This window comes from Pelagibius sp. (assembly GCF_028289705.1).
In the GTDB taxonomy this organism is placed as follows: Bacteria; Pseudomonadota; Alphaproteobacteria; order Kiloniellales; family Kiloniellaceae; genus Pelagibius.
In genome coordinates this window covers 1-5229 of record NZ_JANQOI010000101.1, presented here as the reverse complement: position 1 = coordinate 5229, position 5229 = coordinate 1, and the positions used below count along the sequence as shown (strand labels likewise).

The window sequence follows — 5229 nt, the reverse complement described above, 5'->3', positions numbered from 1 at the left end:
TCCTGGTGCCGCCCCGAGTCCCGGGGGCCGAACTCGGCGTGGTGCCAGGCCCCACGAGGCAGTACTGAGCTGCGGCGCCACAAGCGTTTGAATAGGAGGCCAACCCGCTCCGAGTGCCTGCGGCCACGGCAATGCCCATCCCAGCGATCTGCGGATCGGTCACCATCGACGCCGGATTGGACGGGCTCGACGCCGATTCATTGCCCGTCGACACGACCATGACGACACCACGGCTGGCGGCATAGCCCATGAAGTCGTTGTATACTGGGGTCATATCGCGCGAGCCCCAGGACATGTTGAGCACATCCGCGCGGCCCTGTCGCGGCGTTCCGGCATCGGCCGCCTGAATCATCGAATTGATCGCCGCCAAGCCGTCGATAAGGTTGTCATTCGTGCCAGCGTCGTAGTCGACCAGCGCAGCATTGAATGCAACGCCCATGGTACCGCGATCGTTGCGCGCCGCGGCTGCGATGCCTGCAACTGACGTGCCGTGGCTACGGTCGCCGGCCTCGGAGGGCAACATGTCGAACTGACCACCTCTGGCCAGAGCGCGCTCGATATCCTCGTGCGACCCATCGATCCCGTCGTCAATCACTCCGATGGACTGGCCCTGGCCACCTTCCCGGCCAGCTGGTGTCAACGCATACGCCTCCGCCGCGCGGATTTCCGAAAGACCGGGAGTGCGCGCATATTCGTCGGTCAGGTACCGCTCGATGTCGTTTCCGCCGCCGCTGCTCCCGCCGCAGGCCGAGAGCGCTAGGCCTACACACAGAGCGAAACCGGACCGAAATGGCGAAGAGGTCGGCGACAAGGTCAATGCGGTTGGCATCTTCTCAGCTCTACTCATTGATTCTCACCGGCTCAGAAAGACTTGATGCGATTCTCGCGCATCAGAAGGACTAATATGCACCATTCTTAACCAGATCGGATTGCTCGGCAAATTCCCAGGGCGAGCCTTTTCGTGCGGCCGTAACCACTCTGCCACGGTCAGGGCCAGTCAGGGCTTCAGGTAGCGGGCCTCGGCTGCATAGTACTGTTCGAACCCGACCGTGCGGCGCAGATCGGCAAAGGGCATCAATCCCGCTGTATGATCCCTGCCCTCCCGAAGGTCGCTTAGCACCTGGATCATTGCGTTCATGGCCGCCGACATGCAGGCCAGCGGATAGGCGGCGACGGCAAAACCCAGATCTGCCAGCTCCCTGGGCGGCAGGATAGGCGTTTGACCGCCCTCGAGCATGTTGGCCGAGGTGGGGGCCGGAACCTCGCGGCAGATGGCGCGCATCTCATCCCTGTCGAAGGGCTCTTCGACGAAGATGAGGTCGGCACCCAGCTCGGCAAAAGTCTGGGCCCGGGCGATGGCCTCGCTCAACCCATGGTCCCGGCGGGCATCGGTTCGTGCCTTGATCAGGATATCGGCGCGGCCGCGCGCCGCGACCGCCGCACGGATCCGATCGAACGCTTCCTCCCGATCAACGACAGCCTTGCCGGCGATATGTCCGCAGCGCTTCGGCGCGACCTGATCCTCGATCATCACACCCGCGCATCCGGCACGCGCAAACCCCTCGACGGTCCGTTCCACGTTCATGGGGTTCCCGTAGCCGGTGTCGCCATCGACCATCATCGGTATCTCAATGGCCTCAAGAACGTTGCGAGCCTGATCCAGAACCTCGCCATAGCTCATAAGGCCCACATCGGGCGCCCCAATCCGGCTCACAGAGGCAGCAAAGCCTGAGAGGAAGGTCAGATCAAACCCGGCCTGCTCGATCAATCGAGCCGAAATCCCGTCATAGCAGCAGGGCATTAGAATCAGTTCGCCGCTGGCCAGCAGCGCCCGGACGCGATCTGTCTTCGGGTTGGGCAATTGCTCAGCCATGAGGAGTCTCATCCCTGTAAGGTGGCAGCTTCTGCCAACGCGGCACATCGCGCGCCATCCGGTCCAGCAAGTCTTTCAGCAGGTCTCTTTCGCCAGGCGACAGAGAGGCGGTCAGATGCCGCTCCGCGTCCTCGAACAGCGCCATCGCCGAGGCAAGGGCCTCCCGACCTTCGGGCTCGAGGAACAGAAGCTTGCGCCGCCCGTCTTCTTCATCTTGCCGCCGCGAGACCATCCCCTTCGCCATAAGCGGCGCGACCGCCCGGCTCACCGTATTGGACGGCTGTTCGGTGATCTCGCAGATGTCGCGCGCGTTCAGCCCAGCGCGGAAGTCCAGACACATCAGCACTGTCAGCTCGGGCCGGATTAGCCCCGTTTCCCGCTCCATGCGGCGCAGGAGCGGTTCCCGCCAGAAGTTGGTGAGAAACGAGATCCTGTATCCGATGTCGATCGGAGTCGCGTCGAGGATGTCGATCAGCTTCATGTGTGAGAGCGTAAGTCCAAGAAACAGATTGCTCCAGATGGAATTATATCGTTCCATATGGAGCGAATAAGGCGTGTTGGGAGGGCGTGCCCCATGCAATCGGGTATCGAGTCGCTGTCCAGATGGATCGAAGCGGTGCTTGCCGTTCTGCTGATCGGGCTGATGCTGGCGGTGGTGCTGCAGGTCCTGGGCAGTGCATTCGATGTGAACCCGATTCTGTCTTTGGCCGAACCGGCCGCGCTTGTCGGCCGCGCCGTCACGCTGAACAGTCTGCTCGATCTGCAGTGGCACCTTCTGGTGATCGTCGGGCTGATACCGGCCGGATTGGTCTGGCAGCGCGACCGCCATGTCCGCGTGGACTTCCTGTATCAGCGGTATGACGTGCGCTGGAGGGCCAAGGTCGATCTTGCGGGGAACCTTCTCTTCGCCGCCCCGTTCTTCTTGCTGATCCTGCCCGCCTCCTGGTCATTCATGATGCGGGCTTGGCGCTCCGATGAAGGATCGCGCAATGGCGGGCTTGAGGATCTCTGGTTGATCAAATCTGTGCTGCCACTCGGCCTTGGCATCCTCGCGGTATACATCCTTCTCGAATCTCTGCGGCTGATGCACGCGCGCCGATGAGCGAGATGGGTCTGCCCCTTGCCATGGCCGGACTGACACTGGCCGGAATCCTCGCGGGCTACCGCGTTGGCATGGTGCTGGCCGGCGCGGCTGCGCTGTTCATTCTGATCTCCGATCTGCCGACCGCGTACTTCAACCTGCTGGTCAGCCGGATCTACGCCAACGTGCTGTCCAACTGGCTGCTTGTTGCGATCCCGATGTTCATCTTCATGGGGCTGATCCTGGAGAAGTCAGGTGTGGCCGAGCGGGCGCTCCGGGCAGCGCAGACGGCGCTCGGCGGATCGTCGGCGGGCATGGGGATCTCGGTTCTGGTGATTGGGATACTCCTGGCAGCCTCGTCGGGCATCGTTGGCGCCTCGGTCGTTCTGCTGGCGATGCTCGCCCTGCCCCGGCTGCAGGAAGGCGGCTATGACAACGCGACCTCGGCGGGGTTGATCGCGTCGTCGGGGACACTCGCCATTCTGATCCCGCCCTCTGTGATGCTGATCGTGCTCGGCGACCAGCTGCAGGCGCCGGTGCCGGCCATGTTCGCGGGGGCCATCCTGCCCGGACTTCTGCTGGTTGCTGCCTATGGCACGCTTGTTATCTGGCGGGCGCGATTGCTTCCCCGACAACCGCAGTCAGACCAGGGCACCACGGTGCTGCGTCTTCTCATCGACCTGGGCCCGCTCATCGGGCTGGTCGTCTGCGTTCTAGGCTCGATCATCGCTGGCCTTGCTACACCGACCGAGGCAAGCGGGCTCGGGGCATTTGGCGCCATCCTGATCACCATCCTCTACAGATGCTTTCACTGGCCGACGATCTTCGATGCCGCACGGCAGACGGTCGTGACAACCTCGATGGTCCTTCTGGTGATGATTGGGGCGACCTGCTTTGCTGCGGTCTTCAAGGGGATCGGCGGCGACGACATGGTCGAGTCGGGCCTTCTGGCCTGTGGCGAAGGTCCCTATACCGTCCTGCTCGTTGTGATGGCCGCGATTTTCGTCCTGGGCTTCGTGCTGGACTGGCTCGAGATAACGCTGATCCTGGTCCCGATCTTCGCACCGATAGTCGCCACCCTGGACTTCGGACATGGCCTGACGGGCGAGCCACTGCTGGTCTGGTTCGGCGTTCTTGTGGCGGTGAACCTGCAGACCAGTTTTCTGACGCCGCCCTTCGGTTTCTCGCTGTTCTACTTGCGCGGCGCAGTGGGGGAACGGCTGACGACACCCGAGATCTATCGTGGCGTCCTGCCGTTCATTGGCCTGCAATTGCTGGTCCTAGCGCTGCTGATCGTCTTTCCCAGCCTCATCACGGGGCTGACCTGAAAGCAAAGAGAGGGAGAAGACTCATGAAGAGAAATCTGATCGCCGCCGCCATGGCGCTGACCGCCGCTCCGGTCATTGCGCAGGACTACAACATGCAAAGTGCCTTCGGCACGACGCTTCCGGTGCTCGGACCCGCCGCCGACCGGTTCGTTTCCAATGTTTCGCTCCTGACCAGCGGCGAGGTGAACTTCGAACACCTGGGCGCTGGCGAGTTGTCCCCGCCGTTCGAGATCTTCGACAATGTCGGCGTCGGCGCGATTGATGCGGGCTGGTCGTTCGCCGCCTATGCCTCGGGTCAGGAACCGGCCGCCGCCCTGTTCGGGTCTGTCCCGTTCGGCGGAGATCCGCTGTCCTACATCGCATGGCTGAACCACGGGGGAGGGATCGAGCTGTGGCGCGAGCTCTACGAACCCTACAACCTCGTCCCAATGGCCTGTGGCGTGATCCTGAGCGAGGCCGGAGGGTGGTACACGTCAGAGATCAACAGTCCCGAGGACCTGCAGGGTCTCAACATCCGGATCGGCGGTCTTGGCGGGGCCATCCTGTCGCGGCTGGGCGCGAACGCGATGTCACTTCCAGTCGGCGAGATTTCCACATCGCTCGAGACCGGGCGACTGGACGCCACAGAGTTGAGCTTTCCGCTGGTTGACCGGCTTCTGGGGTTCAACGAAGTGGCCGACTACTACTACTTCCCCGGCTGGCACCAGCCCGCCGGCTTCATCGAGTTCTACGTCAACAAAGACCTCTGGGACGGCTTCACCGAAGAACAGCAGACGGCGATCGAAGTGTCCTGCAACGACATCAACCTCTGGACCCTTGGTGTCGCGGCCGGTGCCCAGGCCGAGGTGCTGGAAGAGTTCCGGGCCGGCGGCACCAAGGGTCCAGAGGTTGATGTCGTTGCAGGACACTTCGATCGCCGTCTGCTGTTCTTCGGTGAAGCCGTCCCA

6 protein-coding genes are annotated in these 5229 nt (G+C 62.8%); 3 read left to right on the top strand and 3 right to left on the bottom strand.

The annotated features are described in order from the left end of the window. From Q0996_RS13850 to Q0996_RS13840, 3 genes are all read right to left on the bottom strand, one after another. The coding region (locus Q0996_RS13850) for a S8 family serine peptidase (RefSeq protein ID WP_299620622.1) at positions 1–847 on the bottom strand (847 nt) is incomplete at its 3' end. 150 nt (positions 848–997) lie between these two features. Continuing rightward, positions 998–1873 carry an oxaloacetate decarboxylase gene (locus Q0996_RS13845; RefSeq protein WP_299620620.1) on the bottom strand — a complete coding sequence of 292 codons (876 nt, stop codon included), beginning with the start codon at positions 1871–1873 and terminating at the stop codon, positions 998–1000. Beyond that, on the bottom strand, positions 1866–2354 hold the full coding sequence (locus Q0996_RS13840; RefSeq protein ID WP_299620618.1) for a MarR family winged helix-turn-helix transcriptional regulator: 489 nt from the start codon (positions 2352–2354) through the stop codon (positions 1866–1868). Before Q0996_RS13840 ends, Q0996_RS13845 begins: the two co-directional genes overlap by 8 nt. Positions 2355–2447: 93 nt before the next feature. On the opposite strand from Q0996_RS13840, the gene Q0996_RS13835 reads away from it, so the two are divergent. From Q0996_RS13835 to Q0996_RS13825, 3 genes are all read left to right on the top strand, one after another. Then, the gene (locus Q0996_RS13835; protein WP_299620616.1) at positions 2448–2975 is read left to right on the top strand and encodes a TRAP transporter small permease subunit; all 528 of its coding nucleotides are present in this window, start codon (positions 2448–2450) and stop codon (positions 2973–2975) included. Further along, positions 2972–4282: a TRAP transporter large permease subunit gene (locus Q0996_RS13830; protein WP_299620614.1), complete on the top strand. Its 1311-nt coding sequence runs from the start codon at positions 2972–2974 to the stop codon at positions 4280–4282. Before Q0996_RS13835 ends, Q0996_RS13830 begins: the two co-directional genes overlap by 4 nt. A 23-nt stretch (positions 4283–4305) precedes the next feature. After that, positions 4306–5229: TRAP transporter substrate-binding protein (locus Q0996_RS13825; RefSeq protein WP_299620612.1), on the top strand; the 924-nt coding region annotated here is incomplete at its 3' end.

Bases quoted from the DNA above. Each gene is read 5' to 3' on its own strand.
- Q0996_RS13845 (WP_299620620.1), bottom strand. From the start codon at position 1,873: ATGGCTGAGCAATTGCCCAACCCGAAGACAGATCGCGTCCGGGCGCTG.
- Q0996_RS13840 (WP_299620618.1), bottom strand. From the start codon at position 2,354: ATGAAGCTGATCGACATCCTCGACGCGACTCCGATCGACATCGGATAC.
- Q0996_RS13835 (WP_299620616.1), top strand. From the start codon at position 2,448: ATGCAATCGGGTATCGAGTCGCTGTCCAGATGGATCGAAGCGGTGCTT.
- Q0996_RS13830 (WP_299620614.1), top strand. From the start codon at position 2,972: ATGAGCGAGATGGGTCTGCCCCTTGCCATGGCCGGACTGACACTGGCC.